The organism is Streptomyces virginiae (genome assembly GCF_040638905.1).
Classification (GTDB): Bacteria; Actinomycetota; Actinomycetes; order Streptomycetales; family Streptomycetaceae; genus Streptomyces; species Streptomyces virginiae_B.
Genome location: NZ_JBEZYV010000029.1, coordinates 21,141 through 37,210, shown reverse-complemented (window position 1 = coordinate 37,210; position 16,070 = coordinate 21,141). Strand labels below are relative to the sequence as shown.

The following is a 16,070-nucleotide window of genomic DNA, read 5'->3' as shown; positions in this document are numbered from 1 at the left end:
AGGTGGGCACCTGATGGACCTGACCCAGACGGCGGAGGTGGAGGCCTTCCGGGCCGCGGCGCGCGCCTGGCTGGCCGACCACGTACCCGCCTCCCCCCTGCCCTCCCTGGAGACGCGCGAGGGCTTCGCCGCGCACCGCGCATGGGAGGAGCGGCTGCACGCGGACCGCTGGTCGGTGGTGTCCTGGCCCGAGGAGTACGGCGGCCGGGGCGTCGACATCGTGCGGTGGCTGGTCTTCGAGGAGGAGTACTGGGCGGCCGGCGCGCCCGGCCGGGTCTCGCAGAACGGCATCAGCCTCCTCGCACCGACGCTCTTCGACCACGCGACGCCCGAGCAGCGGGCGCGCGTGCTGCCGCCGATGGCCGGCGGCGAGGTGGTCTGGGCGCAGGCCTGGTCGGAGCCGGAGTCGGGCTCCGACCTGGCCTCGCTGACGTCGCGGGCGGTCCGCACGGAGGGCGGCTGGCTGCTGTCCGGGCAGAAGACCTGGTCCTCACGGGCGGCCTTCGCGGACCGGGCCTTCGGCATCTTCCGCACCGACCCGGACGCCCCCGCACCGCACCAGGGGCTCACGTACCTGATGTTCGACCTGCGGGCGCCCGGCGTCACGGTGCGGCCCATCGGCCGCCTCGACGGCAAGCCGGCCTTCGCGGAGCTCTTCCTGGACGAGGTCTTCGTGCCCGACGAGGACGTGATCGGGGAGCCGGGGCAGGGCTGGCGGATCGCGATGTCGACCACGGGCAACGAGCGGGGCCTGACCCTGCGCTCCCCCGGCCGGTTCCTGGCGGCGGCGGACCGGCTGACCGCCCTGTGGCGGGAGCAGGGGGATCCGGCCGACACCGCACTGCGCGACCGGGTGGCCGACGCGGTGGTGGGGGCGCGCGCCTACGAGCTGTTCACCTGGGCCGGCGCCTCCCGGTTCGCCGCGGGCGGGGCCCTCGGCGCGGAGTCCAGCCTGAACAAGGTGTTCTGGTCGGAGTACGACATCGCCCTCCACGAGACGGCGCTGGACCTGCTGGGCGCGGACGCCGAGCTCGCGGACGGGGAGTGGGCCGAGCCGTGGATCTTCTCGCTGGCCGGACCGATCTACGCGGGGACGAACGAGATCCAGCGCGACATCATCGCCGAGCGGCTGCTCGGCCTCCCGAAGGGCCGCCGCTGATGCGCTTCCTGCCGACCGACGAGCAGTCGGACTTCGCCCGTACGCTGCGCTCCCTGCTGGGCGCGGCGCAGGTCCCGGCGGCCGTACGGGCCTGGGCGGACGGGGACTGCCGGCCCGGGCTGGCACTGCGGTCCCGGCTCGCGGGGACGGGCCTGTTCGCGCTGGCCGCGCCCGAGGCGTACGAGGGGGCCGGCCTGCTCCCGCTGGAGCTGTCGCTGGGGTTCGTGGAGCTGGGCCGGGCGGGGGTGCCGGGGCCGGTGGTGGAGAGCGCCGCCGTATCGGTACTGCTGTCGGAGCTGGGGGACGAGGCGCTCGCCAAGCGGTTCCTGCCTGGCCTGGCCGCGGGCGAGGCGTGGGCCACGCTGACGCTGCCGGGCGGGAGCGGCGGGGGGCCGTACGCCCTGGACGCGGACGCGGCGACGTACTGCTTCACCGTGTCGGGGGCGGCCGAGCTGCGGCCGGCCGCCGCGGGCGCCACCCTGCGGTCGACGGATCCGGCCCGGCGCCTGTCGCGCCTCGCGGCCGCCGGGGGCGAGCCGCTCGCGGCGGGACCGGCGGTGGCGCGGGCGGCCCGGGCGGCCGGGCTCTGGGCGCGGCTGCTGACGGCGGCCCAGTGCCTGGGCGTGGCCGAGGCCCTGCTGCAGCGGACGGTCGGATACGTGAAGCAGCGCACGCAGTTCGGGGCGCCGATCGGCTCCTTCCAGGCGGTCAAGCACCGGCTGGCGGACACCCTCGTGGCCCTGGAGTTCGCGCGGCCGCTGGTGTGGGCGGCGGCGCTGTCACTGGCCCCGGGCGACGTGGCGGCGGCGAAGCTGCGCTGCGGGGAGGCGGCGTACCGCGCGGCCATGACGGCGCTCCAGCTCCACGGCGCGGTCGGCTACACCGAGGAGCTGGACCTGTCGCTGTGGCTGCGCAAGGCACGCCCGCTGCGGGACGCGTGGGGCACGCCGTCGGCGTGCCGGGCGGAGGTCCTGCGGTCGCTCACACCCGGGCGACGTTGAGGCTGACCACGTAACGCTCCTCGACCGTGCCGTCGGGGAAGTGCGGGGCCAGCCGCTCCCGTTCCGCGGCGAAGTATTCGCGGGTGCCGGCCTCGCCCAGCGTCAGGAAGGCGGAGTGGCTGGCGAGGTTGGCGAGGTGCGCGTCCAGCGGAACGCGCCGCGACCAGCGCACGGAGCGGGTGGCGAAACCGCCGAGCCCCTGGGGCAGCGTACGGAAGCCGTTGCCCTCGGCCGCCCCGAAGAACTCCGCCAAGCGGGCCTCCTGCTCGGCGATCCAGGGGACGGTGAGGTCCGCGTCGTTCCACCAGATGGCGAGCGCACCGCCGGGGCGCAGCACGCGGCGGGCCTCGGGGACGGAGCGGGCCGGGTCGGTCCAGTGCCAGGCCTGGGCGTAGGTGAGGAGGTCGAACGCGCCGGTGGCCAGCGGCAGTCGGTTCCCGTCGCCGCGCACGACCGGGATTCCGGGGTGCGCCCGGCGCAGCTGCGCAGCCATCCCGTCCCCGGGTTCCACGGCGACGACCTCGGCTCCGCGCTCGTGCAGCAGGGCGGTGGCGATCCCGGTGCCCGCGCCGACATCCGCGACGCGCGACCCGGCGAGCGGGCGACCGGCGAGCTCCTCGACGGCGTCGAAGAGGGCCGACGGGTATCCGGGCCGGTGGGCGGCGTAGGAGGCGGCTGCGGCGTCGAAGGAACGGGCGCGTGTCGTCATGCGTCCATTGTTTTCGATCACACGTACAAAGCAACAAGATCGAGGTATCAGTACATGCGCAGGACCATCACCGCCATGACGCTGTGCGCCGGGGCGGCGCTGCTGCTCACCGGCTGCGGGAGCGCGGAGCCGGAGCCGGCCCCCGAGGGCGGCAAGCAGCAGCCGCAGCCTGCCGCCTCGCGGGGCGAGGGCCAGGGCCCCGCGCCGGCCCCGGCGGCCGGCGGTGGCGCGAAGCACGAGGTGACCCTGGAGGTCGGCGGTACGGGCAGGACGGCCGTCATGTACAGCGGCATCGGCAGCGGCTTCGAGCAGCAGACGCTGCCGTGGTCGAAGTCCGGCACCGCCGAACTCACCGCCGCGGAGCAGAAGGTGGGCTACCTGGTGAACGTGGTCCCGGGCACGATCACGGGCGCCGACGGCAAGCTCCAGCAGGCCCCCTGCACGATCAAGGTCGACGGCAAGGTGGTCGCGGAGAGCGACGGCGTCACGAACACGAAGGGCTGCTCCTACAAGATCAAGTAGCCCGCCTCGACGGGCCGCCTCGACGGGCCGTCTCGACGGCTCTTCCCGCGTCGCTGTCAGCCCGGGGAGCGGCGCAGGGAGAGCCGGAGCAGGAGGGCGGCCTGGATCAGGAGGAGCGCGCCGGTGCCGGCCGCCTGCCACAGCGGCCGGTCCGGGCGGCCGCCCGGGGACCACGCGGGGCCGCCGGGGTCCACCGTGACCGTCAGCCGTGCGCCGACCGCGAGGTCCATCGTCACCGGGCCGGGCAGGTCGCGGCCCGCCTCGGTGCGCAGGCGCAGCGACGGGGACGTGGCCGAGCCGCCCTCCGCCATCGTCCGCTGCGCGACCACCGCCACCTCCTCCCGGCCGCGGTCGTGGAGGACGTGCCGGTCCCAGGTGATCCCGCCGAGGACCGCCACCCCGACCGCGGTGAGCGCCACGGCGGTGCGAGCGACGAATTCGGCGTCCGTGCCGTGCGGTACGGCCGCGCCGGCGACGAAGACGGCCAGCAGGACCGGGACCCAGAGGCCCTCCGGACCGCGCAGCAGCCAGATCGCACCGAACTCCACTGCCAGGAGCAGGCAGTTGCGCAGGACCGCTCCGGGCAGTCTCCGTATCCGATCAGCCATGGCCACATCATGCCGGGGCGGGGCTGTGTCGTGTCCTGCGGGTCAGGCCGTCGTCATCCCACCGTCGACCGTGAACTCGGCGCCCGTGACGTACGAGGACGCGTCCGAGCAGAGGAAGAGGACGAGTTCGGCGACCTCCTCCGGCCTCCCGATCCGCCCCAGGGGCAGGTGCGACCAGTCCCGGTCCTCGACCGCACCGGCCACCATCGGGGTGTCGATGGCCCCCGGGTGCACCGAGTTCACCCGGATCCGGTCCCCGGCGAGGTCCAGCGCCGCGGACCGGGTCAGCCCGCGCAGCCCGAACTTGGTGGAGCCGTAGGCCGCGTGGCCCGGTATCCCGACCAGTCCGGCGGTGGAGGAGACGTTGACGACGGAGCCTCCCCCACCCGCCCGCAGCACCGGGGCCACGGCCTGGATGCCGAGGAAGGGCCCCAGCAGGTTGACCCGCAGGAGGGCCTCGAAGTCGTCGAGCCGCTGCTCCTCCACATGGGCCGTGCGCCACAGGGCGGCGTTGTTGACCAGCGCCGACACCGTGCCGAAGGCGCGGACCGCCTGGGCGACCACCGTCGCCCAGCTCGCCGGGTCGGCCACGTCGTGGCGGACGTACAGCCCCCGGCCGCCCAGCTCGGCGGCGACGGCCCTGCCTTCTTCCTCCCGGATGTCGGTGACCACGACCCGCGCGCCGGCCTCGGCGAAGAGCCGGGCCCCGGCGGCCCCCTGGCCGCGCCCGGCGCCGGTGACGATGACGACCTTCCCGTCGAGCCCGGTGTGCGCCATGGAGCCCCCTCCACCTTTATGCCTAATAGGCATACATCTAGCAGTCGCAACCAGCGGACGGAAGGGCGCCGCAGGCACCTCGCCGACCTGGGCCTACCCGGCGGTGACCCCCAAGTGGACGAGCGGTAATACACCTCGAAGCGCGATCTGGCGGCGGTCATGCTCGACGACATCGACGAGCCGGCCAAGGGGGCAGCCGTGAGCTCAGTCAGTCGATCGGCTTGCCGTTGTACTTGCCGTCGACGCAGACCCACGAGCCCTTGGTGGACTCGTACTCCACGGTTCCGCCCTCCTCCGTGCACATCTGCCCGTCGATCGCGGGCACGGCGGCCTGCGCGGCAGGGGCCGTGACGGCAAGAACGGCGAAAAGCGCGGCAGCAGTGAGTCCGAGAAGTCGTGCACGCATCGGAACCTCCAACCAGGACGAGCGACACGGTCGTCACCAGCGTCGCGCCGCCCCGTGCCCGGGCGCCCACCCTGTTACTCCATTCGGGTGACGACCGCGTCCCCGTCATTGCACGGGAGGCCCTCCCGCGGGACGTGCTCCAGCGGCGTTCACCCGAATGCGGGCGCAGGCTGGCGGCATGAACATCAAGCCCACCGTGGTCGTAGGACCACCGGATGACGACGGTCTGCGAAAAGTCGTGATCGACGGCAAGAGCAAGGGCAAGGTGTGGAGCCACCACGAACTGCAGAAGATCCTGCGTCGCGCCGGCGTGGCACCTGAGGCCGACATCGATTGGCACGGCGGAAATTGCACCGTGTGGCCGGCCCACTCCTGGGGTCGACGCATGACCGGCGCCGTCATGGCAGCCGGTTTCCTGGCGACCGCCGGCATGTGCGCCTGGATAGGGATCAACGACTCCTTCGACGCCCTCACCTTTGCCGGTCGCGTGACAGGATTCGTCTTCCTGCTTATGGCCGTCGTGGAATTGATCGCCTTCGCCGCCGGGTTCGACTACTGGCGCAAGCAGAAGATGCAGTACTCGGGCCCGGCCCTTCTCTTCGGAGCGCTGATCGAATTCTTCGTCGCCGCGGTGCTGCTCCTGATGTTCTTCGCCAGCAAGGGCAGACCGTCGTACGCGCTGTGCCTGCTGCTCTGGTCAGGCCTCATCGCCTGCGCTTCATGGTCCCTTTGGATTCTCTACCGCCGCCGCGTGTGGAAGGCGCTCCGCTATCCCGGCCGCATCGCGGTCGGGGCGATCATCTCCACCGTCCTCGTCATGACCAACTTGGCGTACACCCAGATCTACCTCCCGTCCATCTCCCGCACACTGGTGCAGGGCACGGCCGACATCGGATCGCCCAGCCTGAACCAGGCAGGGACGAAGATGTACCTGCGGGTCCGCCTGCACCTGAAGAACTCCGGCGAGGTCCCGGTCCACATCCTCGGCAGCATCTACTGGATCCACGTCAGGCTGGCGAGCGATCCGAAGGACAAGTACAAGCTGCTCAAACCTGGCGAGCTGGTCAAGCCGCCGGGGCAGGAGCTGAGCCCCGGGGAGGAGATTTCGGAGGACGTGGTCGTCGAAATCGAAAAACCCGAGGACGTCAACTACGAGGCGATCACGGCCCAGGTGGAGGCTTACGCGTTCAGGCAGGACAGAATGAGACTGGATGCCGAATACGAGATGTCCGGCACATGGCGAGGGAAGCTCGCGAAGGAGGGAAAGGACGACGACCCTCCGAGCCCCATAGGGGACGGCAGGGAATACTTCCGATACCAGTCCGGCATATCCCAGAGCAGTGAGCTCCTGAATTTGACGCGCGGTCGGGAGCGTGTGACGGTCTGGTGGTTGTACCGTCCTCTTCCGGTCGTGTATGTCCAAGTCGCGAGTCCCGATGACAAGAGGGTCTTCAACCTCAAGGATCCCGAGGAGCAGAGGCAGGCTGTCGATCGCTACGGTCTGGCATTCGTACGCGGCTCCATGGCCCAGACGCCGTACCCGCAACTCCTCAGGGAGGCCCAGGTACGACGCCCGAAGTGACCGGGGCCCGCGGCCTTCGGCATACCCTCACCCCCATGACGAGCAGCGCCATCAGCCTCCGCAAGGTCGAGGAGTCGGCTCCGGCCCTCGTGAACCTCTACAAGAGCGCCGGGATATCCCTGCGCAAGTACGGCCTGGAGGGCGGACGCGCCGCCGTCTACCTGGTCCTGGACTACTCGGGGTCGATGCGCCCCTACTACCAGGACGGCAGCGTGCAGGCCCTCGCGGACCGGGTGCTCGGCCTGTCCGCGCACCTCGACGACGACGCCCGCGTGCCGGTGGTCTTCTTCTCCACCGAGGTCGACGCGGTGGAGGAGATCTCCCTGGCCGGGCACGAGGGCCGGGTCACCGAGATCGCGTCCCGCCTGGGCCACATGGGCAAGACCGCCTACCACGCGGCAATGGACGCGGTCATCGACCACTACCTGGACTCGGGCTCGACGACCCCCGCCCTGGTCGTCTTCCAGACCGACGGCGGGCCGATCAACAAGCTCGCGGCCGAGAAGTACCTGTGCAAGGCCGCCCGGCTGCCGCTCTTCTGGCAGTTCGTGGGCTTCGGAAACACGCGCAGCACCCAGTTCGACTTCCTGCGCCGGCTGGACGAGCTGCCCGTGCCCGCAAAGCGGGCCGTGGACAACGCGGGCTACTTCCACGCCGGTGAGGACCCCCGCGCGGTGGCGGACGGCGAACTGTACGACCGCCTCGTCGGGGAGTTCCCCGCCTGGCTGGCGGCGGCACGCGGTGCGGGCATCGTGCGCGCCTGACCCCGGCCCGCCGGTGCCCGCGCTTTGATGGACGTATGACGCACACCAGTTGGGCAGTCTTCGAGAAGGCGGAACCCGATTTCGCGGCGACCGTCCAGGCCCGCTTCGCGCAGTACCCCCACCACGTCCTGGCCACCCTCCGCAAGGACGGCTCCCCCCGGGTGGCCGGGCTGAACGTCGACATCCGGGGCGGGGAGCTGTGGCTCGGCATGATGGCCGGCTCGATGAAGGCCAAGGACCTCCAGCGCGACCCGCGCTTCGCCCTGCACACCAATCCGGGCGAGGGCGAGACCATGCCGGACGGCGACGTACGGATCTCCGGGCGTGCGGTGGAGCTCGTGGACCCGCCCGAACTCCACCGCTACGCGGAGGAGACGGAGACCCCGCACCCCTTCCACCTCTTCTACGCCGACCTGACCGAGGTCGTCCACATCGGCATCGAGGGCGACGACCTGGTGGTGCGGTCGTGGGCACCGGACCACGGCCTGCGCACCCAGCGCCGGGGCAACGACGACGAACCGCCGCGCGAGGACCCGGCGCCGGAGGACGAGCCCGGAGGCGGCGGGGTCCCCGCCGCGGGCGATTAGGGCCGGGCGAGTAGGGCCGAAGAAGCGGCCGGAGCCGGTTGCGTTGGCTTCGGCCGCCCCTCGCCGTCCGGCGGCGCAGCCACCAGGCGCGGGCGCCGGCCGGGCCGCTGAACATGAGCGGGGTGAACCGGCCCCGGTTGAGGCGGTCGATGGGAGGCGCCCACCAGGTCACCATGAGGCCGAGCAGCCCGGTCACGGCGACGGCGATCAGGCCGACGGCCCGAGCTTGACCAGCGGCCGGCGGCCACGGGTGCTCTGCTTCTACCGGCAGCCGTCCCGGAGCGACGCCCCTTCAGCGGCTACGACCGGGACGCCAGCCTGATCGCCGTCAACGATGACGAGGTCGCGGTCTTCTGGAACTTCCAGAACACCTAGCGGGCCTTCACGCCCAAGATGAACGCGGACCACACGCCGGCCGGGAACACCAGGACCGGGCCGATGCCGGCCTGCTTGCTGTCGCGGACGGGGACCAGGCCGGGGAGGAGATCATCGGACACCTCTACGCAGCTGCCGCCGTCCCCGTTGCTGTACGAGGACTTGCGCCAGGTCAGACCGTCCGCGTCTGCGCACACGTCGCGTACTCCTCCGCCACCGACTCGACCAGGCTCAGGGACACCTCCGGCGACAGCGCAGCAGCCCTGGCAAGATCGTACGACTTCCAGTGGCGCTGAACCAGGGCCGGATAGTCGAGCAACTGCCCCGCGTAAGGGCCCTCGGTGTACGCCACGTCCGGCGCTTCGGCAAACTGCATGAGGGTCATCATCGAGCCCACTGCCCCGTGAGCCCCGGCAGCGAACGGCACGACCTGCACCATGATCCGGTGTGCACGGGCGTAGGAAGCAATGTGCCGTAGCTGAGCTGCCATCACTGCAGGGCCCCCGACTGCCGTCCGCAGGACCGTCTCGTGGAGGACCACCCACATCTCAGGGGCCTCGGGATCGCCGAGGAGTCGTGCCCGTTCAGTGCGTGCCGCAACCAGGGCATCAACACGCTCGGCGAGTGCGGTGGGGCTCGTGGCCCGGATCACCGCTCGGGCGTAGGCCTCGGTCTGGAGCAACCCGGGAACCAGAGTGGGAGCGTACTCGTAGATCGCCGTCGCCAGCCCCTCCAACTTGGCCGCGTCGGCGAAGTACTCGCTGTGCTTGGACTTGAACGCCCTGGCCAGACGGAAGAAGTAGTCTCCCGTGTTGAGCTCCCTGTCGATGAGCTTGGCGATCTCCGGGCCCAGTCGACGGCGCCCGCTCTCCATCATCCCGACCGACGCCCCCGTGGCGAAGATCCGCTCGCCCAGCCCCTCCTGGGTCAACCCCGCCGCCTCGCGCTTCCCCCGCAGTTCCTCACGGGCGCCGCACCGGCGGGTTCAGCGGAACGCATTGATGCGACTACACAACGCCACGGCGCCCGCCACCCCTGGTCGGGGACGTGGCGGGCGCCGTGTCGGGTGTTCCGTACGCCGTTGTACGGACCGTATGAGGGGTCCCGCCCTTCGCGGAGCGGGGGTGCTTCCCGGCGGCCCGGACTCCGCACCGCCGGTCGGAGGCCGGCGCAGCCGGGCGAAGCCCGGGAGGCCGCCTGCGGCCGAGCGGTGCGAGCACGGCGTCAAGAAGGAGTCGTGGCGGGCGCCGTGTCGGGTGTTCCGTACGCCGTTGTACGGACCGTATGAGGGGTCCCGCCCTTCGCGGAGCGGGGGTGCTTGCCGGGCGGCCCGGACTCCGCACCGCCGGTCGCAGGCCGCCTGCGGCCGAGCGGTGCGCTGCGGGTGTTACACCGTCAGCGAGCGGTCCGTCGGCTTGACCGGGTACGGGAGGGTGCTGCTGCCGGTCAAGAAGCGGTCCACGCCGCGGGCGGCCGAGCGGCCCTCCGCGATGGCCCAGACGATCAGCGACTGGCCGCGGCCCGCGTCGCCGGCGACGAAGACGCCGTCGACGTTGGTCGCGTAGGAGGCGTCGCGGTCGATGTTGCCGCGGGCGTCCAGGTCCACGCCGAACTGCTGGACCAGGCCGTTCGCCTGGTCGGTGCCCGTGAAGCCCATCGCCAGGGTCACCAGCTGCGCGGGGAGGACGCGCTCGGTGCCGGGCTTCTGGACGAGCTTGCCGTCGACGAACTCGACCTCGACCAGGTGCAGGGCCTTGACGTTACCGTCCTCGTCGCCCTCGAAGTGGGTGGTGGAGACGGAGTAGACCCGCTCGCCGCCCTCCTCGTGGGCCGAGGTGACCTTGTAGAGCATCGGGAACGTCGGCCACGGCTGGTTGGCGTTCCGCTCCTCGCCCGGCTTCGGCATGATCTCCAGCTGCGTGACCGAGGCCGCGCCCTGGCGGTGGGCGGTGCCCACGCAGTCCGCGCCGGTGTCGCCGCCGCCGATGACGACCACGTGCTTGCCCTCGGCGGTGATGGGGGGCGCCATGAAGTCGCCCTCCTGCACCTTGTTCGCGAGCGGCAGGTACTCCATGGCGAAGTGGATGCCGTTCAGCTCGCGGCCCGGGACCGGCAGGTCGCGCGAGACGGTGGCGCCGGCCGCGACGACCACCGCGTCGAACCGCTTGCGCAGGTCGGTGGCCGTGATGTCACGGCCGACCTCGATGCCGGTGCGGAACTTGGTGCCCTCCGCGCGCATCTGCTCGATGCGGCGGTTGATGTGCACCTTCTCCATCTTGAACTCGGGGATGCCGTAGCGGAGCAGGCCGCCGATGCGGTCCGCGCGCTCGTACACGACCACGGTGTGGCCGGCCCGGGTCAGCTGCTGGGCGGCGGCCAGGCCGGCCGGGCCCGAGCCGATCACGGCGACGGTCTTGCCGGACAGGCGCTCCGGGGCCTGCGGGGTGACGTCCCCGTTGTCCCACGCCTTGTCGATGATCGAGACCTCGACGTTCTTGATGGTGACGGCCGGCTGGTTGATGCCGAGCACGCACGCCGACTCGCACGGGGCCGGGCACAGGCGTCCCGTGAACTCCGGGAAGTTGTTCGTCGCGTGCAGCCGCTCCGACGCCGCCGCCCAGTCGTCGCGGTAGGCGAAGTCGTTCCACTCGGGGATCAGGTTCCCCAGCGGGCAGCCGTTGTGGCAGAACGGGATGCCGCAGTCCATGCAGCGGCCGGCCTGCTTGCTGATGATCGGCAGCAGCGAGCCCGGGACGTAGACCTCGTTCCAGTCCTTCAGCCGGTCGGCGACGGGACGGGAGCAGGCGGTCTCGCGCGTGGTGGTGAGGAAGCCCTTCGGGTCAGCCATTGGTCGCCGCCTCCATCATCTTCTCCGTGGTCTCGGATTCCGAGAGTCCGGCGAGCTCAGCGGCGTCCTTGGCGGCGAGCACTGCCTTGTACGTGGTCGGGATGATCTTGCTGAAGCGGTCCACCGCGACGGACCAGTCAGCCAGGAGCTTCGCGGCCACGGTCGAGCCGGTCTCCTCCTCGTGGCGGCGCACCACATCGTGCAGCCACTGCTTGTCCGCGTCGGACAGGGCCTCGACGGCGCCCGCGTTGCCGACGTTGACGTTGTGCGGGTCGAGGTCGATGACGTACGCGACGCCGCCCGACATGCCGGCCGCGAAGTTGCGGCCCGTCTCGCCCAGGACGACCGCCGTGCCGCCGGTCATGTACTCGCAGCCGTGGTCGCCCACCCCCTCCGAGACGACCAGGGCGCCGGAGTTGCGGACGCAGAAGCGCTCGCCGGTGCGGCCGCGCAGGAACATCTCACCGCCGGTGGCTCCGTAGCCGATGGTGTTGCCGGCGATGGTGGAGTACTCGGCGAGGTGGTCGGCGCCGCGGTCCGGGCGGACCACGATGCGGCCGCCGGAGAGGCCCTTGCCGACGTAGTCGTTGGCGTCGCCCTCCAGGCGGAGGGTGACTCCCTTCGGGACGAAGGCGCCGAAGGACTGGCCGGCGCTGCCGGTGAACGTCAGGTCGATGGTGTTGTCGGGCAGGCCCGCACCGCCGAACTTCTTGGTGACGTGGTGGCCGAGCATCGTGCCGACGGTCCGGTTGATGTTCCGGATGGCGACCTGGGCGCGGACCGGCTGGGCGGCCTCGACGGACTCGGCGTTCAGCGCGTCGGCGGCGAGCTCGATGAGCTCGTTGTCGAGGGCCTTCTCCAGACCGTGGTCCTGCTCGATCAGGGCGTGGCGCACCGCGCCCTCGGGCAGCTCGGGCACGTAGAAGAGCGGCTCCAGGTCGAGGCCCTGCGCCTTCCAGTGCGTGACGGCCTTGGTGGTGTCGAGGAGCTCGGCGTGGCCGACGGCCTCCTCGATGGTGCGGAAGCCCAGCTCGGCGAGGATTTCGCGCACCTCCTCCGCGATGAACTCGAAGAAGTTCACGACGAACTCGGGCTTGCCGGAGAAGCGGTCCCGCAGGACCGGGTTCTGCGTGGCGATGCCGACCGGGCAGGTGTCCAGGTGGCAGACGCGCATCATGACGCAGCCGGAGACGACGAGCGGGGCGGTCGCGAAACCGAACTCCTCGGCGCCGAGCAGCGCGGCGATGACGACGTCGCGGCCGGTCTTGAGCTGGCCGTCGGTCTGGACGACGATGCGGTCGCGCAGGCCGTTGAGCAGCAGGGTCTGCTGGGTCTCGGCGAGGCCGAGCTCCCAGGGGCCGCCCGCGTGCTTGAGCGAGGTGAGCGGGGAGGCGCCCGTACCGCCGTCGTGGCCGGAGATGAGGACGACGTCCGCGTGGGCCTTGGAGACACCGGCGGCGACCGTGCCCACGCCGACCTCGGACACGAGCTTCACGTGGATGCGCGCGGCCGGATTGGCGTTCTTGAGGTCGTGGATCAGCTGGGCCAGGTCCTCGATGGAGTAGATGTCGTGGTGCGGCGGCGGGGAGATCAGGCCGACGCCCGGGGTGGAGTGCCGGGTCTTGGCGACCCACGGGTAGACCTTGTGGCCGGGCAGCTGGCCGCCCTCGCCGGGCTTGGCGCCCTGCGCCATCTTGATCTGGATGTCGTCCGCGTTGACCAGGTACTCGCTGGTGACACCGAAGCGGCCGGAGGCGACCTGCTTGATGGAGGAGCGGCGCGCCGGGTCGTACAGGCGCTCCGGGTCCTCGCCGCCCTCACCGGTGTTGGACTTGGCGCCCAGCTGGTTCATGGCGATGGCGAGGGTCTCGTGCGCCTCCTTGGAGATGGAGCCGTACGACATGGCGCCGGTGGAGAAGCGCTTGACGATCTCGGAGACCGGTTCGACCTCGTCGATGGAGATCGACGGGCGGTCGGACTTGAAGCCGAAGAGGCCGCGGAGCGTCATCAGGCGCTCGGACTGCTCGTTCACGCGGTCCGTGTACTGCCGGAAGATGTCGTACCGGCGGTTGCGGGTGGCGTGCTGGAGGCGGAAGACCGTCTCCGGGTCGAACAGGTGCGGCTCGCCCTCGCGGCGCCACTGGTACTCGCCGCCGATCTCCAGCGCGCGGTGCGTGGCCGCGACGCCGGAGACGGGGTACGCCTTGGCGTGGCGGGCGGCCACCTCCTTGGCGATGACGTCCAGGCCGGCGCCGCCGATCTTGGTGGCGGTGCCGTTGAAGTAGGTCTCGACGAACTCGTCGTTGAGGCCGACGGCCTCGAAGACCTGGGCGCCGCGGTAGGAGGCGACGGTGGAGATGCCCATCTTGGACATGACCTTCAGGACGCCCTTGCCGAGCGCGTAGATCAGGTTCTTGATGGCCTGCTCCGGCTCCAGGCCGGACAGGAAGGTACCGGCGCGCAGCAGGTCCTCGACGGACTCCATGGCCAGGTACGGGTTGACCGCGGCGGCGCCGTAGCCGATGAGCAGGGCGACGTGGTGGACCTCGCGGACGTCGCCGGCCTCGACCAGCAGGCCCACCTGGGTGCGCTGCTTGGTGGCGATGAGGTGGTGGTGCACGGCGGCGGTGAGCAGCAGCGACGGGATGGGCGCGTGCTCGGCGTCCGAGTGGCGGTCCGAGAGGACGATCAGGCGGGCGCCGTTGGCGATGGCCGCGTCGGCCTCGGCGCGGATGTCCTCGATCCGGGCGGCGAGCGCCTCGCCGCCGCCGGAGACCCGGTAGAGGCCGGAGAGCGTGGCGGCCTTCATGCCCGGCATGTCGCCGTCGGCGTTGATGTGGATGAGCTTGGCCAGCTCGTCGTTGTCGATCACCGGGAAGGGCAGGGTGACGCTGCGGCAGGACGCGGCGGTCGGCTCCAGCAGGTTGGACTGCGGGCCGATCGAGGACAGCAGCGAGGTGACGAGCTCCTCGCGGATGGCGTCCAGCGGCGGGTTGGTGACCTGCGCGAACAGCTGGGTGAAGTAGTCGAAGAGCAGCCGGGGGCGCTCGGACAGGGCGGCGATCGGGGAGTCCGTGCCCATGGAGCCGAGGGGCTCGCCGGCGGTACGGGCCATCGGCGCGAGGATGACGCGCAGCTCTTCCTCGGTGTAGCCGAAGGTCTGCTGGCGGCGGGTGACCGAGGCGTGCGTGTGCACGATGTGCTCGCGCTCGGGCAGGTCCGTCAGCTCGATCTCGCCGGTCTCCAGCCATTCGGCGTAGGGGGCGGCGGAGGCGAGCTCGTTCTTGATCTCGTCGTCCTCGACGATCCGCTTCTGGGCGGTGTCGACGAGGAACATCCTGCCGGGCTGGAGGCGGCCCTTGCGGACGACCTTGGCCGGGTCGATGTCGAGGACGCCGACCTCGGAGCCCAGGACGACGAGGCCGTCGTCGGTGACCCAGTAGCGGCCGGGGCGCAGTCCGTTGCGGTCGAGGACCGCGCCGACCTGGGTGCCGTCGGTGAAGGTGACGCAGGCCGGGCCGTCCCAGGGCTCCATCAGCGTGGAGTGGTACTGGTAGAAGGCGCGGCGGGCCGGGTCCATGGAGGTGTGGTTCTCCCACGCCTCCGGGATCATCATCAGCACGCTGTGCGGCAGCGACCGGCCGCCGAGGTGGAGCAGCTCCAGGACCTCGTCGAAGGAGGCCGAGTCGGAGGCGTCCGGGGTGCAGATGGGGAAGATGCGGTCGAGCGCGCCCTCGCCGAAGGCGGCGGACGCGAGCTGGGACTCGCGGGCCTTCATCCAGTTGCGGTTGCCCTTGACCGTGTTGATCTCGCCGTTGTGCGCGACGAAGCGGTACGGGTGGGCGAGCGGCCACGACGGGAAGGTGTTCGTGGAGAAGCGCGAGTGGACCAGGGCGAGCGCCGAGGCGAAGCGGCGGTCGGAGAGGTCCGGGAAGAAGGGCTCCAGCTGGCCGGTGGTCAGCATCCCCTTGTAGACGATGGTGCGGGCGGAGAGCGACGGGAAGTACACGCCGGCCTCGCGCTCGGCGCGCTTGCGCAGCACGAACGCCTTGCGGTCCAGCTCGATGCCGGTCGTCCCGTTGCTCACGAAGAGCTGGCGGAAGGCGGGCATGGTGGCGCGGGCGCCGTTGCCGAGCAGGTCGGGGGTGACCGGGACCTCGCGCCAGCCGAGGACCGTGAGGTTCTCCTCGGCGGCGATGGCCTCGATCTGCTCCGCGGCGACGGCCTGTGCGGTGCCGTCGGCGGGGAGGAAGGCGATGCCGACGGCGTACGCGCCGGCCTCGGGGAGCTCGAATCCGGCGACCTCGCGCAGGAAGGCGTCCGGCACCTGGGACAGGATTCCCGCGCCGTCGCCGGAGTCCGGCTCGGAGCCGGTGGCGCCACGGTGCTCGAGGTTCCGCAAAACGGTCAGGGCCTGCTCAACGAGGGTGTGGGTGGCCTCGCCGGTGAGGTTCGCCACGAATCCGACGCCGCAGGCGTCCTTCTCGTTGCGCGGGTCGTACATGCCCTGCTGGGCGGGGCGACCGTCCATGGGCGACCAGGCGGTGTTCAGGCCGGTCGCGGAGTGCGTGGATGCGGAACGCATCGGCTCTCCCGTCGTCGTCGTGGCATATGTGCATAGCCGAGGGACGACGTTGGCCCTCTGCGAAATTTCGTGCAGATTACATGATGACGACAATCCCGAGAAGCGGATATGCCATTCCAGCATGCGGACACTGCGCGAGGCAGGAAG

14 protein-coding genes are annotated in these 16,070 nt (G+C 71.3%); 6 read left to right on the top strand and 8 right to left on the bottom strand.

What is annotated here, in order from left to right; genetic code table 11:
* Positions 1-13: 13 nt before the first annotated feature.
* Together AB0F82_RS29425 and AB0F82_RS29420 are read left to right on the top strand one after the other, a co-directional pair.
* A complete protein-coding gene (locus AB0F82_RS29425; protein WP_362632708.1) occupies positions 14-1,159 on the top strand; it encodes an acyl-CoA dehydrogenase family protein in 1,146 nt (381 codons plus the stop codon).
* The gene (locus AB0F82_RS29420) at positions 1,159-2,160 is read left to right on the top strand and encodes an acyl-CoA dehydrogenase family protein (RefSeq protein ID WP_362632706.1); all 1,002 of its coding nucleotides are present in this window, start codon (positions 1,159-1,161) and stop codon (positions 2,158-2,160) included. Before AB0F82_RS29425 ends, AB0F82_RS29420 begins: the two co-directional genes overlap by 1 nt.
* Here the strand turns inward: AB0F82_RS29420 and AB0F82_RS29415 are convergent.
* Positions 2,141-2,869, bottom strand: coding sequence for a class I SAM-dependent methyltransferase (locus AB0F82_RS29415; protein ID WP_362632705.1), 729 nt, complete (start codon positions 2,867-2,869; stop codon positions 2,141-2,143). The two genes, AB0F82_RS29420 and AB0F82_RS29415, sit on opposite strands and share 20 nt — an antisense overlap.
* A gap of 54 nt (positions 2,870-2,923) precedes the next feature.
* On the opposite strand from AB0F82_RS29415, the gene AB0F82_RS29410 reads away from it, so the two are divergent.
* A complete protein-coding gene (locus tag AB0F82_RS29410; RefSeq protein WP_362632703.1) occupies positions 2,924-3,391 on the top strand; it encodes a hypothetical protein in 468 nt (155 codons plus the stop codon).
* A gap of 56 nt (positions 3,392-3,447) precedes the next feature.
* Here the strand turns inward: AB0F82_RS29410 and AB0F82_RS29405 are convergent, their stop codons facing one another.
* The 3 genes from AB0F82_RS29405 to AB0F82_RS29395 form a co-directional block, all read right to left on the bottom strand.
* On the bottom strand, positions 3,448-3,999 hold the full coding sequence (locus AB0F82_RS29405) for a hypothetical protein (protein ID WP_362632702.1): 552 nt from the start codon (positions 3,997-3,999) through the stop codon (positions 3,448-3,450).
* 42 nt (positions 4,000-4,041) lie between these two features.
* The gene (locus AB0F82_RS29400; RefSeq protein ID WP_362632700.1) at positions 4,042-4,776 is read right to left on the bottom strand and encodes a glucose 1-dehydrogenase; all 735 of its coding nucleotides are present in this window, start codon (positions 4,774-4,776) and stop codon (positions 4,042-4,044) included.
* A 208-nt stretch (positions 4,777-4,984) separates the two neighbouring features.
* Entirely contained in the window at positions 4,985-5,182 is a 198-nt protein-coding gene (locus AB0F82_RS29395; RefSeq protein ID WP_362632699.1) for a hypothetical protein, read from the bottom strand.
* 178 nt (positions 5,183-5,360) lie between these two features.
* Between AB0F82_RS29395 and AB0F82_RS29390 the strand changes: the two genes are divergently transcribed.
* The 3 genes from AB0F82_RS29390 to AB0F82_RS29380 are packed head-to-tail and all read left to right on the top strand — an operon-like array spanning position 5,361 to position 8,115.
* Positions 5,361-6,764: a hypothetical protein gene (locus AB0F82_RS29390; protein ID WP_362632697.1), complete on the top strand. Its 1,404-nt coding sequence runs from the start codon at positions 5,361-5,363 to the stop codon at positions 6,762-6,764.
* A 35-nt stretch (positions 6,765-6,799) separates the two neighbouring features.
* Complete coding sequence (locus AB0F82_RS29385) at positions 6,800-7,528, top strand: VWA domain-containing protein (RefSeq protein ID WP_362632696.1); 729 nt, start codon at positions 6,800-6,802, stop codon at positions 7,526-7,528.
* Between the two features lie 35 nt (positions 7,529-7,563).
* Positions 7,564-8,115, top strand: a complete 552-nt coding sequence (locus AB0F82_RS29380) for a pyridoxamine 5'-phosphate oxidase family protein (RefSeq protein ID WP_362632694.1) — start codon at positions 7,564-7,566, stop codon at positions 8,113-8,115.
* Between the two features lie 371 nt (positions 8,116-8,486).
* Here AB0F82_RS29380 and AB0F82_RS29375 read toward each other — a convergent pair whose 3' ends face one another.
* The 4 genes from AB0F82_RS29375 to gltB form a co-directional block, all read right to left on the bottom strand.
* A complete protein-coding gene (locus tag AB0F82_RS29375) occupies positions 8,487-8,687 on the bottom strand; it encodes a DUF397 domain-containing protein (protein WP_362632693.1) in 201 nt (66 codons plus the stop codon).
* Positions 8,663-9,421, bottom strand: coding sequence for a helix-turn-helix domain-containing protein (locus tag AB0F82_RS29370; protein WP_362632691.1), 759 nt, complete (start codon positions 9,419-9,421; stop codon positions 8,663-8,665). Before AB0F82_RS29370 ends, AB0F82_RS29375 begins: the two co-directional genes overlap by 25 nt.
* Before the next feature lie 456 nt (positions 9,422-9,877).
* Entirely contained in the window at positions 9,878-11,338 is a 1,461-nt protein-coding gene (locus AB0F82_RS29365; protein WP_356812082.1) for a glutamate synthase subunit beta, read from the bottom strand.
* Entirely contained in the window at positions 11,331-15,923 is a 4,593-nt protein-coding gene (gene gltB, locus AB0F82_RS29360) for a glutamate synthase large subunit (RefSeq protein ID WP_362632689.1), read from the bottom strand. The genes AB0F82_RS29365 and gltB overlap by 8 nt, the downstream gene beginning before the upstream one ends.
* Positions 15,924-16,070 lie beyond the last annotated feature (147 nt).